The organism is Bradyrhizobium sp. WSM3983 (genome assembly GCF_000473045.1).
Taxonomy (GTDB): Bacteria; Pseudomonadota; Alphaproteobacteria; order Rhizobiales; family Xanthobacteraceae; genus Bradyrhizobium.
Genome location: NZ_AXAY01000030.1, coordinates 1 through 18,113, shown reverse-complemented (window position 1 = coordinate 18,113; position 18,113 = coordinate 1). Strand labels below are relative to the sequence as shown.

At 59.3% G+C, this 18,113-nt stretch carries 12 protein-coding genes and 3 pseudogenes; 6 read left to right on the top strand and 9 right to left on the bottom strand.

The window, feature by feature from the left end; translation table 11 throughout:
- Nucleotides 1-8 precede the first annotated feature (8 nt).
- A complete protein-coding gene (locus YUA_RS0132115) occupies nt 9-1,616 on the bottom strand; it encodes a carboxyl transferase domain-containing protein (protein ID WP_027534376.1) in 1,608 nt (535 codons plus the stop codon).
- Nucleotides 1,617-2,733: 1,117 nt separating this feature from the next.
- Here YUA_RS0132115 and YUA_RS52770 point away from each other — a divergent pair.
- Nucleotides 2,734-3,211, top strand: a pseudogene (locus YUA_RS52770) (IS5 family transposase); the annotation flags it as partial.
- Between the two features lie 171 nt (nt 3,212-3,382).
- Here the strand turns inward: YUA_RS52770 and YUA_RS50425 are convergent.
- A complete protein-coding gene (locus tag YUA_RS50425; protein ID WP_156947396.1) occupies nt 3,383-3,661 on the bottom strand; it encodes a hypothetical protein in 279 nt (92 codons plus the stop codon).
- A gap of 1,881 nt (nt 3,662-5,542) precedes the next feature.
- On the bottom strand, nt 5,543-5,749 hold the full coding sequence (locus YUA_RS0132090) for a hypothetical protein (RefSeq protein WP_027534374.1): 207 nt from the start codon (nt 5,747-5,749) through the stop codon (nt 5,543-5,545).
- Nucleotides 5,750-6,241: 492 nt separating this feature from the next.
- Here YUA_RS0132090 and YUA_RS52005 point away from each other — a divergent pair.
- Both YUA_RS52005 and YUA_RS52000 read left to right on the top strand, forming a co-directional pair.
- Nucleotides 6,242-6,915, top strand: a pseudogene (locus YUA_RS52005) (molybdate ABC transporter permease subunit).
- Between the two features lie 99 nt (nt 6,916-7,014).
- On the top strand, nt 7,015-7,383 hold the full coding sequence (locus tag YUA_RS52000; protein ID WP_027534373.1) for an ATP-binding cassette domain-containing protein: 369 nt from the start codon (nt 7,015-7,017) through the stop codon (nt 7,381-7,383).
- Between the two features lie 1,263 nt (nt 7,384-8,646).
- Here YUA_RS52000 and YUA_RS0132065 read toward each other — a convergent pair.
- Nucleotides 8,647-8,853 (bottom strand): cold-shock protein, encoded by a 207-nt coding sequence (locus tag YUA_RS0132065; protein ID WP_027534371.1) that lies wholly within the window; start codon nt 8,851-8,853, stop codon nt 8,647-8,649.
- A 1,308-nt stretch (nt 8,854-10,161) separates the two neighbouring features.
- On the opposite strand from YUA_RS0132065, the gene YUA_RS50410 reads away from it, so the two are divergent.
- The 3 genes and pseudogenes from YUA_RS50410 (at nt 10,162) to YUA_RS45635 (ending at nt 12,312) form a co-directional block, all read left to right on the top strand.
- The gene (locus YUA_RS50410; RefSeq protein WP_156947390.1) at nt 10,162-10,350 is read left to right on the top strand and encodes a hypothetical protein; all 189 of its coding nucleotides are present in this window, start codon (nt 10,162-10,164) and stop codon (nt 10,348-10,350) included.
- An 862-nt stretch (nt 10,351-11,212) separates the two neighbouring features.
- On the top strand, nt 11,213-11,767 hold the full coding sequence (locus YUA_RS0132055) for a peroxiredoxin (RefSeq protein ID WP_027534369.1): 555 nt from the start codon (nt 11,213-11,215) through the stop codon (nt 11,765-11,767).
- Nucleotides 11,764-12,312: pseudogene (locus tag YUA_RS45635) on the top strand (carboxymuconolactone decarboxylase family protein). The gene YUA_RS0132055 and the pseudogene YUA_RS45635 overlap by 4 nt, the downstream one beginning before the upstream one ends.
- Nucleotides 12,313-12,513: 201 nt before the next feature.
- Here the strand turns inward: YUA_RS45635 and YUA_RS0132040 are convergent.
- The 5 genes from YUA_RS0132040 to nifV form a co-directional block, all read right to left on the bottom strand.
- The gene (locus YUA_RS0132040) at nt 12,514-12,810 is read right to left on the bottom strand and encodes a ferredoxin family protein (protein ID WP_027534368.1); all 297 of its coding nucleotides are present in this window, start codon (nt 12,808-12,810) and stop codon (nt 12,514-12,516) included.
- Nucleotides 12,811-12,848: 38 nt separating this feature from the next.
- Nucleotides 12,849-14,156 (bottom strand): FAD-dependent oxidoreductase, encoded by a 1,308-nt coding sequence (locus tag YUA_RS0132035; protein ID WP_027534367.1) that lies wholly within the window; start codon nt 14,154-14,156, stop codon nt 12,849-12,851.
- Nucleotides 14,157-14,167: 11 nt separating this feature from the next.
- Nucleotides 14,168-15,277 (bottom strand): electron transfer flavoprotein subunit alpha/FixB family protein, encoded by a 1,110-nt coding sequence (locus tag YUA_RS0132030; RefSeq protein ID WP_027534366.1) that lies wholly within the window; start codon nt 15,275-15,277, stop codon nt 14,168-14,170.
- A gap of 918 nt (nt 15,278-16,195) precedes the next feature.
- Complete coding sequence (gene nifW / locus YUA_RS0132025; protein WP_027534365.1) at nt 16,196-16,537, bottom strand: nitrogenase stabilizing/protective protein NifW; 342 nt, start codon at nt 16,535-16,537, stop codon at nt 16,196-16,198.
- A gap of 201 nt (nt 16,538-16,738) precedes the next feature.
- Complete coding sequence (nifV, locus tag YUA_RS0132020) at nt 16,739-17,911, bottom strand: homocitrate synthase (protein ID WP_051383495.1); 1,173 nt, start codon at nt 17,909-17,911, stop codon at nt 16,739-16,741.
- Between the last annotated feature and the right edge of the window lie 202 nt (nt 17,912-18,113).

Sequence of the window (18,113 nt, the reverse complement as noted above, 5' to 3'; positions counted from 1 at the left end):
TCCTGCGTTTACATTCGCAACACGCCGAAATCAGTGCGCTGGCGCGGGACTCGGCCCGCCAGATCGAGCAGCAGCGCCATCACGCTGCGGGATTCGAGCGGATCGATCACCATGTCGCACCAGGTGTTGCGGGCGAAGTTGTAGGCATTGGCGAAGTCTTCAAATGTCCGCCGGGTCGGGGCCATGTAGGCCTCGCGTTCGGCGTCCGTCCATTTCGTGCCCTCTCGTTTGTGCACAGCATCTCTGATCATCGCGAGGGTAGTGGCTGCCTGTTCCGGGCCCATGAGCGCGGACCGAGCGTTGGGCCACATCATCATAGCGTTCGGCCGGAACGCGCGGCCGCACATCGCGAAGTACCCTGCGCCGTAGGCGTTTCCGATGATCAGGGTGTATTTCGGCACGTTGGCGCTCGCCATCGCCGTGATCATCTTCGCCCCATTCTTTGTGATGCCGCCTTCCTCGGCCTCGCGACCGACCATGAAGCCGGTGAGGTCAGCGATGAACAGCAGCGGAATGCCGCGCTTGCAGCAAAGGTCGATGAAGTGTGTCGCTTTCAGCGCGCTCTCGGAGAACAGAACGCCATTGTTGCAGAGGATACCGATCTCAAAGCCTTCGATTCGCGCGAATCCGGTCACCAAGGTTTCGCCGTAGAGCGGCTTGAATTCGTGGAATTCGCTGCCGTCGACCAGGCGGGCAAGGATATCGCGTTTGTTGGTGGGAACGCGGGGATCCGAGCTGATCAACCCGTAGATTTCGCCAGGGTCGAACAGCGGTTCGCGTACGGGCGCGACCGTCCATGTTTGCGGAGGGATCTCGCCCAGATTAACCACGATCTCGCGCGTGATCGCAATTGCATGTGCGTCGTTCTCGGCAACATGATCGATCACGCCGCTGATACGGCTATGCATATCCCCGCCGCCGAGCGCTTCGATGCCGATCTCCTCGCGGGTTGCGGCGTAGACGAGTTGCGGACCGCCGAGGAACATGGCGCCTTGGTTTCTGATGATGACGGTCTCGTCGCAAAGTGCAGGAATATAGGCGCCCCCCGCTGTGGAAGGACCATGCACGATTGCGATCTGCGGAATGCCTTCGCTCGACATCCTGACCTGGTTGTAGAAGATCGAGCCGAACTGGCCGTCGTCGGGAAAGATATTGGGCTGGTCGGGCAGATTAGCGCCTCCTGATTGGACCAGGATCACGCTGGGAAGGCGGTGCTGCCAGGCGAAGCGTTGCGCACGCACATGCTTCTTGCAGGTGATGCCGTAATAGGTCCCTCCCTTGACGGTAGCCTCGTTCGCAATAATCATGCAGGGGCGACCTGTGATCATTCCCACGCCCGTGACAATGCTACCGCCAGGCGGCACGCCCTCGTACAGGCCTTCGCCCGCCAGTTGACAGAATTCGAGGAACGGCGATCCAGGGTCGATCAGGGCGGCGATCCGTTCCCGCGGCAGCAGCTGATTGCGCTCCTTGTGGAGCTTTCGCGCCCGCTCGGGTCCGCCGATCGCAGCCGCGGCCCGGCGCTGCCGAAGATCAAAGACCAGTTCTGCGTAAGCGTAGCGGTTGCGTACGTATTCTTCGCTCGACGTGACGACGTCCGATTTGATGATTGCCATTGCCGGTGTTCCTGGCGGCTGCACGGCAAGCCCCTTGATCGCTTGCCGTCATTGTGAATCATTCCCTGGGCCGGGACGCGATTTTCGGCAGCCGAATGCGCCGCGGGAAACTCGCAATCTTTAATCAGTCGCGCAGCGATGCAAGGAGAACCCATGCCTGTGAGGCGAGCTCGATATCCATGTCGAAGATGATGTCCTCCGCCTTGCTCCTGTCAATGTGCTGACATGCGCGGCCCCTCCACGTCGAGCAACACCCCGCAGCGAACGTCTGCTTGAACGCCGGCCGCGGGGCGCGGTGAACCACGCTGAGCCAGAATATCGATCGTTCCGCTTGAGTGAATTGCGTAACGGGGCGGTTCGTGTGTGGCATTGACCTCGTTGGCGAGGGTATGTTGCATGAGGATCTCTCCACTGCTAGCGGGAATCGGACATGGCCGGCCGGGTTCGAATCGATTGGCAGCAACGCAACTGGCAACCGGCTCAGGATAACCTCACACTGCAGTTACCTTCGGCTTAGGAAGGCCAACATCCTGACGATACGAGAGCGATCGGCGGCTTCCCTTCCGGACAAATACAATTGCGTTTCATGCTGTTTGTAGCTTGGGAAGTCAGGTTTGGAAGCCACATCGAGCTTTGAGCCATCATGCACTTCTAGTCAGCGGGTGCCAATCTGCCAAAACTGGGTATTGACGATGGCGTCTGACGCCAAATGGTCAAGAATAGCAGGTTGCAGTCAACTGCGCGCTGCGATAGCAGCCACTAGTCTAGACTGGACGTGTTCCTGGTCAGGATTTTGAGCACGTCTGCTCGCTCCGATCGGAACATGAAGACCGTCCCGGAGAACGGATCATGCTTGAGCTACTCGCGGACCGACGCGACCGGACTGTCGGCACCGCGCGGAAGTCCGTTCGCTTGCTAGCCACGAGCACCCAGACGCCGGACGGAACCATAATCATGTCACCACAGCCATCAAGGACCGTTCTTCTGCATCTTTCGTAACAGCTCCGACGACCGAACAATAAGCTGCTGCGTCAGATCGTGTCGGTGCGCTACCGGCCTTACTGTCTCACTATCAACAGGTACCGGCGATAATCTGCGCCTTCTGATCCGGGCGGGGGTTTTCAAGGCTCTCTGCGACGATCCGGATTTCGAATATGTCATGATCGACGGCACAGTCGTCGGGTCCACCAGCATGGCACCGGAGCAAAAGGGGGGCTCAAAATCCGGCCGTAGGTCGCTCACCTGGCGGGGCTGACCACCAAAATCATGGCCTTGGTCGATGCCCTCGGGACTCTCGTTCGCTTCGCCCTGTTGCGAGACCAGCGGCACGATAGCGTCGGCGACGAGCCTTTGATCGCCGACTTTGAGGCGCTGATCGCGAAAGGCCTCCGACAATAATTGGCTGCGCGCCAGCTTGAACGAAGGCGGCGCTGCGGCGGGCATCCCTCCACGGCCGACCGGGCGGGCCGCATCCTCATGATGCCTAAATGTACAAACGGCGCCACCTGATCGAGAACTTCTTCTGCGCTCTCAAGTCGTTCCGCCGCATCGCAACTCGCTACGAGGAGACCAATGCCTGCTTTGCCAGCCTGATCATCTCACCGCGGCTTTCCTCGCAAGCTACTGGCTGTAGACAGGCGTTAGTGGACTACGCCCCCATCCAGCTAGAAGCAGCGAACGGCCTGAAAGACAAGCTCGTTTGATTCGAGCTCCGATGGAAGTGAGCTGGTCAACACAGCTGTGCGCTACCGAATAGGCACATGAAGTCAGTCCTTAGTTCGAGCTCGCGGCGTTTGGATTGGGATCGGACGTTCGCATTCGCTTCGCACATCAACTGTGCCGATGCAGACCATGGAGCCGACGCGGCGAGCGAGCTTGTCGACCGTATCGCGGTCGCTGATGTCAATCGAAGCTGAGATCCGGCATTCGTCCCCTATCGCTCGAGCATTGACGGCGGCGAGTCGAAGACCAGCAACGCGCGTCTGGTCGAGGAGACGGCCGAGCGCGGCATGAATATCGCTCGTCTGGAGCTCGAGAAAAAACACGTTGCCCTCCTTTTGCTAGTATGTACGCCACCGCGTACTAAGGGACGGTTCGGAACAACGTATGCCGCATTCCAACATGACGGCAAGCGCATGACTCTCATATCCAAGGGACGCGTCGCCCCATCGGCTCATCCGCAACGCCGTGCTGCATGAGCACCGCAGTTACCGCTCGCTCGTTTTCTCTTGCAAAGTCACATCGCGGCTTGAAGGAAGGAGAGCACCGCTCGCCCTACGTATCTGATTGCATTTTAGCCTCCATTCACTGTCGATGCCCTCTCAGCAGCAACTTCCGTGCCACCAGCGTTCAACGCGGTAGGTCTCGGATTCGCCTTAGAACACAGCCAGCAGGGCGTCTGAGGTGTTTCGAACCCCACGGCCTGTCTGGCCGCTGTCAAAAATCGGACAAGTATCAGCCGTGTCGTCCGCGATTGATCCTTGTCTCTTGCAGCTGGCGGAACCGAAATTGCGTGCTTCATTGAAGTCACTGAGGCGCTCTACGAGACATCTTGCTTATGGCTCAGGTGGCGGGCCGTCAGACACGCTCAAGGCATGCTCGGTGTGGACGATCGTGGACGCTTGCCCCTATCTGGTACCTCATCACGTAGATGTGCGGACCGAGGATCGGATAGGTAATCACCGCATCGCGGCCAGGCATATTCGAATTAAGACTCCCGTGGCGACGGACGAGAAGCGCGGCCTCAAGCTGGCACCTCAGCATCATCTTAGATGCCTGCGTCGATTTTATTCAGGTCCATCGTGACACAGTATGGCGGCATCATGTAGATCGTGTCGCCGAGCGGCCGCAACAGCAGGTCCTTCGTCGAAGAAGGCATGACGTTTCGGACCGATACCAGCGAAATATCCGGCATCACTTATCCTTAGATCGAGTGCTGTGATGATTCCGATGCGACGAACGTTCTCAAAGCGCGGTTCGGCGCGGAATGGTCAATTGCGGTCTTTCATCGTCTAGATAGCCGCCAGCGCTGAAGAGCCTCCTGATTTTCCCAGAGGTCCAGCTCTGCACTTCTCGCAACGAGCAAAGAACGTTGGGAGTATGAGGGACGAAGACCACGTCGCTTCGGACCCACAACTGCGGAGCCAAACCGCGAACTGCTGATCGAAACGGCTAGCGCCACGGTTCGCGATGCCCGCGCGACCTCGCCGCGGCTTCGCGGCAAGAGCGCTGAACGGTTTCGGCGGCCTTCAGGTTGGCCTCTGAAACTCGAGCGCTTGCGCTTGGGATCCTGCACGATTCTTCTTTCTCACGTTCATCAGCGATAGTATTTGCTCGACAAAGTGGCAAACGGGGATGTCTGGTAGCTACCGACGTTGATTGTTTCGCTTTGGTTCACGGGACCCTGTTCGTGTCCAGCCTCGATGGAGGTTATGACCGCTACGCCACCCTATGGAACGAATTCTTCTTCGGTCTCGAAAGTTCTACAAGTTACCGTCAAAGCGTCCCATCGTATTTTCCAAACTCTGACCTTCTTACATGAGGTATCCGTCGCCCTCTATTCACCGACGGATGAGGAGGAGACGATGCGTACCCTCAATTGATTGTTCGAGACGCTTTAAGGGCAAGCAGCACACCGTCGAGCAACGGTTGGCAGAGCTGAACCAGCCACACCGCACGATCTTGATGCTATGATACGCGGCAAAGGCTTCATCTTGCGCGGCAAAGACAAATATGGCGACCAACCGGTGGACCGGGAAAACGGAATTCGACACCGCGCCGGGTTCAGGCCAGCCCCCCTAGAGGTGAGCTGATCCTGCATACAAGTTCGAGTTTTGTGTCGTTCATGATGATGTAGCAGATATTGAGCGATCAGGTCGACGATCGCGGACAGATATAGGATCGGATCCGCCCAGTGCTCGTTAACATCATGGCATCGCCGGTATAAACTTGGCAAAGATCGGCTCCATTGACGCTCGCTTGCACGTCGCGCACCCTGGTCCGCCTTCGGCGATCCATCCGATATCGGCAGCCTTCGCTTCATCGCTCGGGCGCCAGACGGTTTGGTCAAGTCTGATTCGATAGTTCAGGTTCGAGAACTTGTCGGCATCCGGCGTGCTAAGCGCTTCGGTCATGGGGTCGCCACATCATCAAGTCAAGTAGCTGCTCACATCATGGCGCGAGGGGCGATCGTTATCTCCTAAGCCGCCTCCATCTTGTCTGTCATCGGTGTTCGGTTGAAACCCGCCGATGTCGGAAATCCGACAAAGCTGCTCATCCGTTCTGGAGAACAAGCTGGCACGAGTGGTTTGATCCACGTCAAGCCGACCGCGACCATACTGCGCAAGCGGCACGCAGATTGCTGGATGAGGGGGAGCAGCGGCGGCCAAAATGGCCGTAGCCGCCTCACGTCGGGAGCCTCCGTCACGCTGTCGAGGCTAACGCATTGCGGGACCGCATCGCGGCGGCTTAGTGCCGCAGGAGACTTGTGATCTCCTCGGGCAGCAGGCCTTGCTGTTGAGGCTGGCTCAGACGGTAGACTCGCCGTCGTCGATTTTCTCAAAGGACCGGAACCCAACGGAGGGGTCGCGCGGCACGGCTGTGCGTGGCAAGCCTGGAGTTAATGCATCGAGAGCCTTTCAGAGATCTGCGTGTCTGTCAGACTCACAATTGAGCTCGCGAGCGTCACGACCGTGATCCTCTTGATTATTGGTACGCCTGTCGCGTGGCTAGCGCGCTCAAAGACCATTTGGAATGAGGCTGTGGCGACGATCATCGTGCTGCCGCCGATACTGCCGCAACCTGTGCCGGGCTTCTACCTCCTGGCCTTGCTCGGCCCGGCCGGGCCGGGCGGTCTGCTCGCGTCTCTGGGGAGAGCGCGCCCTCGCCTACACCTTTGCGGGGCTCGTTGTCGGGTCGGTTTTGAGGGCACTACCACTCGTCGTCCAGCCGATCCGCAACGCCTTTATGCAATGGGCGACCGACCGCTCGAAGCCGCGGCCACTCTGCGTGCCTCTCCATCATGTGCCTTCTTTACGGCTGCCGAGCCTTTAGCACGACCGGCTTTTCTCACCTCTGCCGTGCTTGGCTTCGCGCATACAATCGGCGCATTCGGGGTACTGATGATCGGTGGCAACATTCCAGCACGCACCAAAGTACTGTCGGGTGTCTGTTCGACTATATCAAAGCATCGCGCTGGCACGAGGCAAGCTGGGTAGCTCGCGGTATGTTGATGTTTGCTTTTGCGGTCATCCCTGTCTTGAGCTTAATCGATAAGTACCTCGGGCGGAGGAGCACGTGAGGGACAGCCACCCAGGCCGGATCGAAGTCGCATTCAGGTTAAAACGCGCTCGTTTCCCGCTGAATGCGCAGTTCAGCAAACCGACTCGAGCGTTTGCCGATGAGTTTTTGCGCCATCAATGGCGAGGTATGGCAGGACCGGACGACGTTCCGTCCGCCGCATCTTCGTCCGATCGGCTATGTGTTTAAGAAATCGTGCCTCTTTGCACATTTGTCGGTCAGGCGCAACTTGCTTTGCGCCGCGCCCAAACGCGAGCCTATGCCAATTGCGTTTGATGAGATGATCGAATTGGTCGGTGTAGTGCCACCGCTCGACCGCTCGCCAGTGCATCTCTCCGCCGGCGAGCGCCAGCGCGTCGCCATCGGCCGCGCCCTATTGTCCCAGCCAAGAGTTCTTCTGATGGACGAACCGCTTGCCACCCTGGATCGCTGGGCCAAGCACGGATTTTGCCAAGTCTTGAACGCCTGAAGAATAAGTTCGCCGTGCCGATGACATGGCTGAGATCGAACATCTCGCCGATCATCTCCTGATGATGGAGCGTAGCGCGATCACCGCGGCCGGCCGTTGCATATCTTGCAGAGCGATCCAGCTCTGCCCCTTGCGGCGAGCCACGAAGTCGCCGCCAGCCCTGATGCCGTGGTCCGTGCTATGACGGACGCTGTGGGCTGCTCATCCTCCGCCTCAAAGGTGCGCAGCTCTTGGTGCCGGCTCCGCCGCTTGCACCTGGCGTCCGCCAGCGGCTGCGCATCGCGGCCACCGACGTCAGCATGCGCGACGCGCCGCGCTCAAGCACCGTCATCAATGTCTTTCCGGCGCGGATTAGAGCTTGTTTTCCGCTCGGCGCGTCCGAGATCACTCTGGTGCTCGCGCTTGGCACTGGCGGCTCAGGCGCGGAATTTTGTCACGCGTTACGCGTTTGATACGCTACGGCTCAAGGACGGAATGGACGTATTCGCCCATTTCAAGCACATCTCGCTGGTCCCGGCCTCTGAAGCGCCATCGCAAGCTCCAGAGGCCTCCAGGCCGACAGGAGATTCCGGACAGGCAAGCGTCGCTGCTTGAAACTAGCAAAGAGAATCAACATCTTGATGGCGAACCTCACATGGACGGCCTCCATTTTCCGTCGAGGCAATCCTCGACCGTCTGGAACCTAATCTCGATTGCCTACTCGCAGACTTAGCTCAGAATCTCGCGCGGTCGATCGGCGTCGATCTCCCCCTGATCGGCCCAATCTCAAAGAGGAGGCGCCATGCGATGGCCATTCCCCGTCCTCAAAATCACACTCGATCGAGTCTCATCTATAATCCTGAAGCTTTACCTGCGACCGTCGGCGGACGTCTCCGGTCGCCTTACCTGTAGCGGTCAAGCTAACCTACCTACGGGTCAGCACTCAACGGGGCTCGTTAAAGCTGCAGTTCGACCAACGCGAAACAAGCTAAATGCTGCTCTAAAGGCATGCCGAAGCACGTCGCATCACGATCACTTTCGCTGTGCGGTCGACTCCTGCGTACGCCGCGTACCATCGAAGGCGCCTTTTTGTCGCGTTGGTCAATAGACCAACGCGAATGGCTGGATAGGCTGGCGCTCCAGGAATTTCATGAAGGAGGATGGGTCAATCGAGCAGCTTCAGATGGTCTAAGGGGCCTGACGTCCGCCCCCAGTTGAACTGAAAGGCTGGCACACTAGGCTCGCGTCTCGATCCGCTGGCTCAACAACGGCAGAGGTCCGGCTTCAGCCAACGCTAAGGCTTTCAGCCGACATCTTGCCGGAACGGCCGGGAACAAGCTCGTAGTTCACGCGCGAGCCCTCAGCTAAAGTTGTATACCCCGCCTTTTGAACCGCCGATATATGGACGAACACGTCAGCGGTGCCGTCCTCGGGCCTGATGAATCCGTACCCCTTTTCAGGATTGAACCACTTCACAAAGCCTATCGCCACTCTCGCAATCTCCACCAATGCTCAGACTTGAGCTTCCATGAGCGCAGACGGCCGCAGCCGCGACCGGCGGGGCCTAGCGCCGAGCGCCCTACCATGTCTTCTGCTTCGTCTCGTCTATTGCAAGCTTTGAGCCAGACTTGTGATTTCCACTGGTCGCGTCCCCCGATAACCAGACGGAGGGCAGCCGGGCAACCCGTATTCTGTGTGGGCGATGCCGTTCTGCATACAAGCCCATCTGGATTGAGCCAGCCGTAGTTGCTTCGACACCCCCGAACACCGCGGCGGCAATTATCGACGCACTGAGCCACGTCTGGGCACCGTCGCCCCTAATGCGCATTGTGGGTATGGCGCTGGCCGATCTCATCGGCTCGCTGTTGCGCCTGCGGACCAAGAGTCGTGAAGATATCAGACGGGTCACGTACGCACCTCAATCCAGGTGACTTCATCGTCGAACCGAAAAGGCGAGGGTCTAACAACTCATATATGTATTTTGCGTTTCGACGAGATCGCTTCAGGTCTCGATGTCGCCCTGAGGTTCTGGAGGTGAGAATGACGAGCGCGTCAATTCACGCGTTCGCAAGATCTGGACCGTTCTCAAGAAAAACGGTTAGCTTGGGGGCCCCGTCGGGATTCTGGCGGCTGATCGCAGGTCATTCCGCTTAAAGGTACGCCGGTGAGCACGGCGACGAGACCAGCAACCCCATATCGTTGGCGCCACAGGGTTTCCAGTAGCCTCGCTTTCCCAACGGTGCTCCACAATCGCCGCCGCGAGCGCCGGTATCCATCGAGCGTTGACACCCGCCCCGCAGCGGCAGGTTCTACTCCCTTGCGGCCAAGTCTTTGTTGCGACTCTGAACATGGTTAGTTGCGGGTCGGCCACATCGTTGATAGCCGAACGTTAGCCAATGTGATCTCAACTTCGATTGGCCTTGTACCGCACGTGCGCTGCCCTTCGCTCGCGATGGAATTCGCGGACTATCGCGCGGCCATAAAGGGTGATTTACCCATCAACGGGCTGTCCTCGATCGCTTCCCCTGAAGAACTTGCCGGGTCTCAAAGGAACCCCCCGGCAACGGGTGGGTCAACGCGTCGTTTACTGCCTTTCTCTGGCAGTATGCCAGTATGGTCAAAACAACCTGGCGCCAGATCGAGCGCCTGTTGGCCGTAGCGTCGATCGGCAGCCGCGCGGGGGGCCGAGCGTGCCATTCTAGCCGAGGCTGCTCACCAGCTTTTAATGAGAAGCGCATTGGCATGAGCCTGACAGGGCGGCAATGATCGGGCGGCTTGGGTGCTGCTTTAGGTTCCGACATGGCTGTCATCACCCACAGCGGCTCTCATGTGATCGATGGCGCTCTGGATATCGTCGCCAGCTTCGCGCGCGGAATGCGCTGCATCGTTCTTACCAGCCCCGGTCTCCGTCAAGGAGTACGACCTGCCTTCGAACGTACTCTGTTCTTCGCCGAGCGCCTGACTTCGCACCTGGATCGATTCGAGTGACCGAATTAGTTCGCGGACTCTTTCCTTCCTGGCCTTGATCATCTGGTCTTCTGATTCCTAGCTGATAGAGCTCACTGCGCGGCATCGGGTTTGGGCTGGGGTATGGGCAGGCTATTCGGATCTAAGCCAAGTGCATTGCCCAGCGAGAATGATGAATGAGATACTATGCGCCCTCATCCCAGTGGACTCGACATGTATCGCTCATCGTCAATAGCAAACGGTATGCCTATTGGCCTGAGCTTAGTCGGTAGCACTTCATCTTCCCACAGGAACGGAATCATCCCCTCCGGTATGCTCAGGTTTGCGCCCAGACACTCCGAAGGAAAGGCTCATCGAAAAATCGCTTGGTGGTGATTTGCAGGCCAAGCAGACGACGATGGCACCGCTTCATTCATTTGCACAACTTGAGGGGGGATTGCAGCCCAAACCCCAGCTGCCCAGCGTTGAGCGAACTCGATCGCCCCGAGAATCAATTGCGGTCACAACTTCCTACCTTGGCTGCAACGCCAGCAGTAGTGCCTGCTGTGGAGAGCTCAGGCACTTGCTTCCAGACCTCATTCTGCTTCTCGGCGGAGACAGCATGGCCGGCTTGCTCACGGATCGGGGCCCGGCGCCTGTCCTATTGGTCGCGTGATGTCAACGGAGCTTGCGATAGATCTTCGTCCTCAGAATCTCCTGGTCCAGGACAGTTTAAATTCAGGAACCATCGTCTTTGATGTCGCAGCATGGCTTGAACCCGTCATAAGGACGAACCGAATGTTGGATCAGCGACAGTTAACCCGCAGGATCTGATGGCACATCGCTTGCTTCGCTGGTGGCGCGAGATAAGTGGATTTCGCGCGAAGTACACAGTGGGGACAAAATGCTTGGAATTGGAAGCAAGTTGCCGTCGTTCCAAATCACCGGGGTAAAGCCCGGTTTTCACTTGCACGAAGAGAACGGACAGAGCGCCTTCGAGACGCTGACCGAAAGGAGCTTTGCTGGGAAATGGAAAATCATCTTCTTTTACCCCAAGGATTTCACCTTTGTCTGCCCGACCGAGATCGCCGAGTTCGCCCGCCTGTCCAAGGATTTCGCCGACCGCGATGCGGTCGTGCTGGGCGGCTCGACTGACAACGAGTTCTGCAAGCTTGCTTGGCGGCGCGAGCACAAAGACCTGCACCATCTGCCGATTTGGCAGTTTGCCGACACGGACGGCGCGCTTGTCGACGGTCTTGGCGGCCGCTCGGCCGAGGGCGTTGCCCATCGCACGACCTTCATTGTCGATCCTGAGAATACAATCCAACATGTCTATGCTACGAATCCCAATGTCGGCCGCAGCCCGAAGGACACGCTGCGCGTCCTGGATGCTCTGCAAACCGACGAGCTCTGCCCCTGCAACCGCGAGGTTGGCGGCGAGACATTGAAATTCGCTTGAGGGGATATGACCATCGAGAGTTGAAAGACCGGATTCCGGATTTCGCCAAGGACGTCACGTTCAACTTGGCGTCCATGATGGCGGACGAAACACCGTCACCGCAGAGCAACTACGGGCTGTTGCTGGCTAGCGCGATCGCGACCCGCAATCCGATCGTCGGCCGCAATGGAAGCCGCCGCAGGCGTGGTGATGACGCGAGCGGCGGTCGAGGCGGCGAAATCCGCAGCTTCCGTCATGGCTATGAACGACGTCTATTACCGATTTGTTCATCTCGCCTCAACCGCAATACAAGACAATGCCCGCTCGGCTGCGGATGAATTGGCTCGGCAATCCCCGTGTGGACAGAGCCGATTTCGAATTGTAGGCACTGGCGGTAAGCGCAATCAATGGGCGCGGTCCTGCATGGACGCCCAGAAAAGGCGCTGCGGCAAGCCGGCGCCGGCTCGGATACAATTCAAACGGCCGTGCGCTTTGCGGCGATCGTGCAGTCAGTTGCGGTTGCGATCGAGGCCGCACGGCATGGCACGCCGCAAGGGGCCGAGTAATCCGCCTTTTTGCACATTTCGCGCCCTCTTCTCCGGGCATGGTCGAGGTGGAAGCCCATATCCGCGAGCTGAGTTCGCCGAAAGTGCTCTCACGACCGAATATTCCAGCGTTGGTCGACTTTCGTCTGGCGCACGCGGCGATCTATCTCCGCCCCGAGATCTTCTCGGCCGAGCCGATAACGCGGCGGGAATCGTAGCCACTCACCCGAATTTGAACAACACCCCATATCCGCCACGCGGATAGCCCCATTCGATGTCGCCGGTGGGCTCGCCGATGACGCGGCAGGTGCCGCACTCCATGCAACCGTCGACCGTGACCTCGACCTGGCCCTTGTCATTGAGGTCATAGCAGCGCGCGGGACAGGCTTTCAAAAGCGCAAGGAGCTGCGGCGAGGGCTTCGTATGTGCACGCACCTTGATGTGGGGACGTCCGGCGTCCACAAGATAGCGGTTGCAAAACAACTTGTCTTCGACACGCACTGATCTCTCGACCTTCATAGTCAGCCTCGTTGGTTTCGGGTTCGCGTTTCAAACAATTAGCGCCAAGCGCGGGCGAAGCGGAATGCATCGCCGAACAGCCCTATCCACGACCGCGCATTGACAAAGGATTTCAGCGTCGACTTCTGTTTCTCAGACTTTGGCGTACCATCAACCCGAAGATAGGTCTGCATCGCCTTGGAGATGAGCTGGGGGTAAGTCAGAAAAAAGTTTTGCGAGTTGGTATGCATTAGCCTCGGCATATCCTTGTACTTCTTCATGTCCTTCAAGACGAAGGAGCGATCCAGCATCCTCTTGTAGAGCGCGAGATTTTCCGCAGTCATGGCAAGCCGGCGCGATTTGACCTGGAAGATCGCTTCGGCCGCGATCCGCCCGGACGTCATCGCAAGATTGGATCCCTCGCGATGAATGGCGTTATTGAGCTGCGCCGCGTCACCGACCACGACCCAGCCGTCTCCGTAGAGCTGCGGGATGGCCTTATAGCCGCCTTCAGGAATAAGGTGCGCGGAATATTCCTTGACTTCAGTCCCCTCGATCAGGGGCGCGACCGACGGGTGGCGCTTGAAACGATCGAGCAGCTCGTAGGGCGTCTTTCCGGTGCGCTGAAAGTCTGCGACAAGACACCCGATACCGAGCGAAATGCACTCCTTATTGGCGTAGATGAAGCCCATTCCCGTCATGCCGCCGGAAATGGTGCCTGCAGCTTCGATCACGACGCCCTCGTCGCCGCTCAGATTGAAACGCGCTTCGATGGTCTCGCGCGGCAAAAAGTGCATTTCCTTAACCGCGAGGGCCACCTTGTTAGGTTTGGGGCGCTCGCGCAGGCGCGCCCGCGTGCCGAGCAGGCCGTTTACGCCTTCGGCCAACACCACGACATCTGCGTGGATCTCGCCGTCCTGGCGATCCGTACGAACACCGATGGCTCTGCCATAGGCATCCTGCGCAAGATCGGTAACGGTCGTCTCGCACAGCACGGTCGCGCCTGCCTCGCGCACTTTTGAGGAGAACCACCTGTCGAACTGGGCCCGGATAATCGTGTACCGGTTGGCCCGCTCCTCATTGAAGTCCTCTGAGCGGTAATGCAGCCCGACATGAGAGCGGTCGTCCATGATCCAGAACCGTTGTTCGACAAGATGTCGCTCCAGCGGTGCGTCCTCCCGGAACTCCGGGATCAGCTTTTCCAGCATGTCGGCATAAAGTATTGCGCCCTGAACGTTCTTCGAACCGGCATATTCGCCGCGCTCGAGCTGCAATACCTTCATGCCTTTCTTGGCCATGGTGAGTGCCGCCGCGTTGCCTGCCATGCCGGCACCGACAACGATTGCATCGAACCTTTCCTCGATCATGATAATCTCCTTTAGATCGCGATCCGGTCGCGCGAATGTGGCGAGAGCCGCGCCCGAAACGCGTCCGTGAGCGCCGGCAGCAGATGCATGGCGTCGCTGACGATGGCAATGTGGGCAAACTCGAAGATCGGCGCGTTCTTGTCGGTATTGATGGCGACAATCAGATCGGCGCCCTCGACACCAACCCGATGCTGGATTGCGCCGGAAACGCCCGCGGCGATATAGAGCTTTGGCCGGATCGTCTTACCCGTCTGCCCGATCTGTCGGTCGGAGGTCACCCATCCCTTTTGCACAAGCGGACGGGAACAGCCATATTCGGCGCCGAGCACGCCGGCCAGCTGGCGCACAAGCTGAAAGTTTTCTTGAGATCCGAGCCCAAGCCCGCCGGCGACCACGACATCGGCGTACGCAAGATTTGATTTGGCCGAATCACGGTCGGGGATGAACGACAACACTTTGGTCACGATGTCATCTTCGACCAGGCCGAGCGGGTGGACGATGATGCGGCCGGGATCGCGCTCGACACGCTCCGGCATCGGCATCACGCGCGGGCGGACGGTTGCCATCTGCGGCCGGTAGTTCAGCGTGTAGATCGTGCAGAGCAGCGAGCCCCCGAAGGTCGGACGGGTGGCCGCAAGCGAGCCATCCGCGTCCACGTCGAGGTCGGTGCAGTCGGCGGTGAGGCCCGTCAGGATAGTAGTAGCGACGGAGCCCGCGAGATCGCGGCCGAGCGTTGTTGCCCCCAGGAGCAGGATCTCGGGCTTGTAGATCTCCACGAGATCGGACAGCGCTTTGGTGTAGGACTCGTTACGATAGTCCGAGAGCACATTGTCGGCCACGAGATAGGTCAAATCGGCGCCGTAGCAAAAGGCTTCGAGCGCGGCGTTGCGTGTGGCCTCGCCCTCAGGGCCGACGACAACAGCTGCAAGTTTAACCTTCAGCCTGTTGGCAAGCTTGCGGCCCGCCCCCATAAGCTCCCACGAGACGGGATGGACCTGCCCGCGCTCCTGCTCGACGAACACCCAGACATGTTTGTAAGCTTTGAACCGGTCCGGCAACTGCTTCTTGGTTGCTGCGCGGCCCCCTGTGACTGATGTGGGAGCCTTGATGACGTTGCTCATGGCTTTGCATTCTCCTTCCGATCCACGCGCCTGCGCGACACGATCGGGTTCTGGCTTGGACTGTCGGTTGAACATGGCCCTGATGAGCGCGTTAGCCGGTTGCTCGCGGCTTACACCCCAGGTCTTTTTCGCGGAGGACGGGACCCTTGACGCTCGGCGCTAGAGGCGGCAGGAGGTGAGATCGAGGCAAACGATTGCGGCGAGCTGGTTGAGCAGCGAACAATAGGGCTATGTTCGACCCCGGGGCCGACCTCGGCCATGTCGCCATTGATGCCCGATTTGCCAATGAAGACGACAGCGGTCCCACCAGATAGCTGCCTGGTCTTCGAGATCGCGGTCGTGCGTGTATACGTCGTGGGTAGCGTCGCGTCACCGACAGAGAAGCACTCGGTAAACAGCACCGCAGCTTCGGCACCCAAGGTGCGCACCTTCCGCAATTAAGGCTCGAATGAATACGGTCCCATAGCGTGCACGATGATCTCTCGGGCCGGCTGGTCACTGCACTGGGGGTCGCCTCCGCGACTACGGCGTCGCCACGGTTGGTCGGCACACCCCGCTGCACAATCGTGTTTGACAGGAACCGCGCGCGGATTTGCGCTGGCGCGGGGACCTGTTTGATGCAGATGACGCTATGCATGCGCTTCTCCAGGACAAGGTCGATTTGTTGTCGGGCAGACTTAGGTGCAGAGCAGCAAGTGTCATACCAACTGAGAACACCGCGAGTTCATGCACCAAAGGAAATGAATTTGGCGCATTTGCCGAAGTGGTTCCTGGCGTCGGGGACAACAGGCCACGACATACGTCGGAAACGCGACAAGGTCGCCTCCCGCATCGCTCCGCGGGGTCGATCGAACTAAGAGGCGCCCGCCGAGGCACGCCTAGCTATTTGCTCTGAGGCAGACGGCATCTAAGAGACGGCTATTTCAGCGTACTGAGCGGCACGAAGGCGGCCGGCCTTTTGGGCTCCGCGACCGCATCCTTCAGGACCTTGAAGACCCGTTGGTCGATTGGCGATGACGCCACGAAATCGGCATAGGCCTGCTCCAGCATCGCCTTGCAGCGCGCAGCGATCTCCGCTTCCGCGGCAGCGGCGAATTGCTCCTTGGCGAGATGTTGCCCCATGCGCTTGAGGATATGCAGGCGCGCGACATTGACGATCTTGGGATCGTAGTCGACGCCAAGCAGCGCAAAGATCTCCTCAGCCGAGGAGGCCCTGTTGAGCCGGTCGAGGATGCCGGCCCTCTGGGGTATATTGCTCATCGAGACTTCCCTGGATTGGGCCCGCCCGCCTCGGTCGAGGTCCGGCAGCGCCTGGTGAGTTCGCGGAAAAAGGCCGTTTCACGTGGGCCCTGCTGGACATGGCCACACAGCCCATGTCCTCGGACTTCAACGCGGTCTGCGCGAGTTTTGGCCGCCCTCCGATTGATTTGGTGGCGGGCCAAATGAAACTCGAGAGCTCACTCACATGCGATCGGAAGAGCATTCGCAAACATCGCGCCAGATCGCCGCCAGCGTGTCGCGCGCGACCAGACGCTTGTGCTCGACGGCGTATTTTCGCACTCGGGACAGGATGTGTCTGGTCTGTTCGGTGCTGGCGGCGAGTTGCAATTCGCCAAGCAGCGTGGTGATGGCCGAGAGCCCGGAATGCTTGCCGAGCACGATACGGTTGGAGCGACCGAGCAAACGCGGGTCGAGCGACTGATAGGTGCGCTCGTCCTTCAGCAACCCATCAACATGAATGCCGGATTCGTGAGTGAACACATGCTCCCCGACGATCGCCTTGTTGGGAGGAATCGCACGTGTTGCCGCGGCCGCCACCAGCGCGGCGACGTCTATGAGCTCCGGCAGCACGATGCCGGTATCACGCCCGTAGAGCTGCTTGAGTGCGACCGCAACTTCCTCGAGCGGCGCATTGCCGGCCCGTTCGCCCAGCCCGATGACAGTGACAGAAGCGTGGCTCGCTCCACCCCTGATGGCAGCAAGCGTGTTGGCGGTCGCGAGCCCGAGATCGTCATGGCCGTGAAATTCGAGCTCGAGATCAGTGGTCGCGCGCAGGCGCGCGATCAGCGCATAGGCGGAATCGGGATCGAGGACACTGAGCGTATCGGCGATCCGAAACCGCCGCGCGCCCGCGGCTGTCGCAGTCGCGATGAGGCTTATGAGAAATTCGACATCGGCGCGGGAAGAATCCTCGCCTCCGACGGCGACATCAAGCCCTCGCTCGCGGGCGTAACCCACCACCCGCTCCACCCGCTGCAATGCCTGCTTGCGGTTCCCACCAAGCTTGGCCGCGATCTGCACGTCCGAAGCCGGGATCGAAACATTGACCATCGACACCTTGGCCTCGATTGCCGCGTCGACATCGGCCTCACGCATGCGGCACCAAGCAATAGGCGTGAGCGGCAGCCCCTCCTCGACAATAGCGCGAATAGAAGCGATCTCATCATCGCCCATGGCGGGGGTTCCGGCCTCGATCTCCGTGATGCCGGCCCGGGCCAACGCATGCGCGATGGCCACCTTTTCCTCCGTGGTGAACGCAACACCAGGCGCCTGCTCGCCGTCGCGTAGCGTTGTGTCATTGAGCACGGTCCGCTGGTTCCATGCCGACTCGAACCATGACGGCTTGACAGCGATGGCTTTGGCGTCGATCAACGAAGCCTCCTGATTGCGTTTGGTAAGGACTGCTTTGGCAAACCGCATGCCACGCCCGCAGGATCCCAACCTACTGAAGATTCGCGAGCTCTCGCCCGCGACCGGATGCGCCAGGATGACAGTGTCGCAAAACCGACGCGCCAGTTGAGCTCTCACCTTTCTACGTCCTGGATCAGCTCGGGTT

Excerpts from the sequence above, each read along its gene's own strand:
- YUA_RS0132115 (WP_027534376.1), bottom strand. The coding sequence starts at position 1,616 with ATGGCAATCATCAAATCGGACGTCGTCACGTCGAGCGAAGAATACGTA.
- YUA_RS0132090 (WP_027534374.1), bottom strand. The coding sequence starts at position 5,749 with ATGACCGAAGCGCTTAGCACGCCGGATGCCGACAAGTTCTCGAACCTG.
- YUA_RS52000 (WP_027534373.1), top strand. The coding sequence starts at position 7,015 with ATGAGTTTTTGCGCCATCAATGGCGAGGTATGGCAGGACCGGACGACG.
- YUA_RS50410 (WP_156947390.1), top strand. The coding sequence starts at position 10,162 with ATGGCTGTCATCACCCACAGCGGCTCTCATGTGATCGATGGCGCTCTG.
- YUA_RS0132055 (WP_027534369.1), top strand. The coding sequence starts at position 11,213 with ATGCTTGGAATTGGAAGCAAGTTGCCGTCGTTCCAAATCACCGGGGTA.
- YUA_RS0132040 (WP_027534368.1), bottom strand. The coding sequence starts at position 12,810 with ATGAAGGTCGAGAGATCAGTGCGTGTCGAAGACAAGTTGTTTTGCAAC.
- YUA_RS0132035 (WP_027534367.1), bottom strand. The coding sequence starts at position 14,156 with ATGATCGAGGAAAGGTTCGATGCAATCGTTGTCGGTGCCGGCATGGCA.
- YUA_RS0132030 (WP_027534366.1), bottom strand. The coding sequence starts at position 15,277 with ATGAGCAACGTCATCAAGGCTCCCACATCAGTCACAGGGGGCCGCGCA.
- nifW (WP_027534365.1), bottom strand. The coding sequence starts at position 16,537 with ATGAGCAATATACCCCAGAGGGCCGGCATCCTCGACCGGCTCAACAGG.